The sequence below is a fragment of the Pseudonocardia sp. D17 genome (assembly GCF_036984265.1).
In the GTDB taxonomy this organism is placed as follows: domain Bacteria; phylum Actinomycetota; class Actinomycetes; order Mycobacteriales; family Pseudonocardiaceae; genus Pseudonocardia; species Pseudonocardia benzenivorans.
Genome location: NZ_BPRG01000219.1, coordinates 1 through 258, shown reverse-complemented (window position 1 = coordinate 258; position 258 = coordinate 1). Strand labels below are relative to the sequence as shown.

At 59.3% G+C, this 258-nt stretch carries 1 rRNA gene; it reads right to left on the bottom strand.

Annotated elements, in window-relative coordinates:
* Positions 1-54: 54 nt before the first annotated feature.
* Positions 55-171 (bottom strand): 5S ribosomal RNA (gene rrf / locus PSD17_RS31645).
* Between the last annotated feature and the right edge of the window lie 87 nt (positions 172-258).

Sequence of the window (258 nt, the reverse complement as noted above, 5' to 3'; positions counted from 1 at the left end):
GCAGAAATAGAAATAGGCCCCAACCATCAAGGCTGGGGCCTATTCCACATTTGATGCCGGCAGTGACCTACTCTCCCACACCCTGGCGAGTGCAGTACCATCGGCGCTGGAGGGCTTAGCTTCCGGGTTCGGGATGGGACCGGGCGTTTCCCCTCCGCCATGACCACCGACAACACTATCCAAACAAAACCCGACCCCCACCCCCAAACAACAGGGGAGAGACCCGAGACAGAACACCAACCCACCCCACAATCAGGG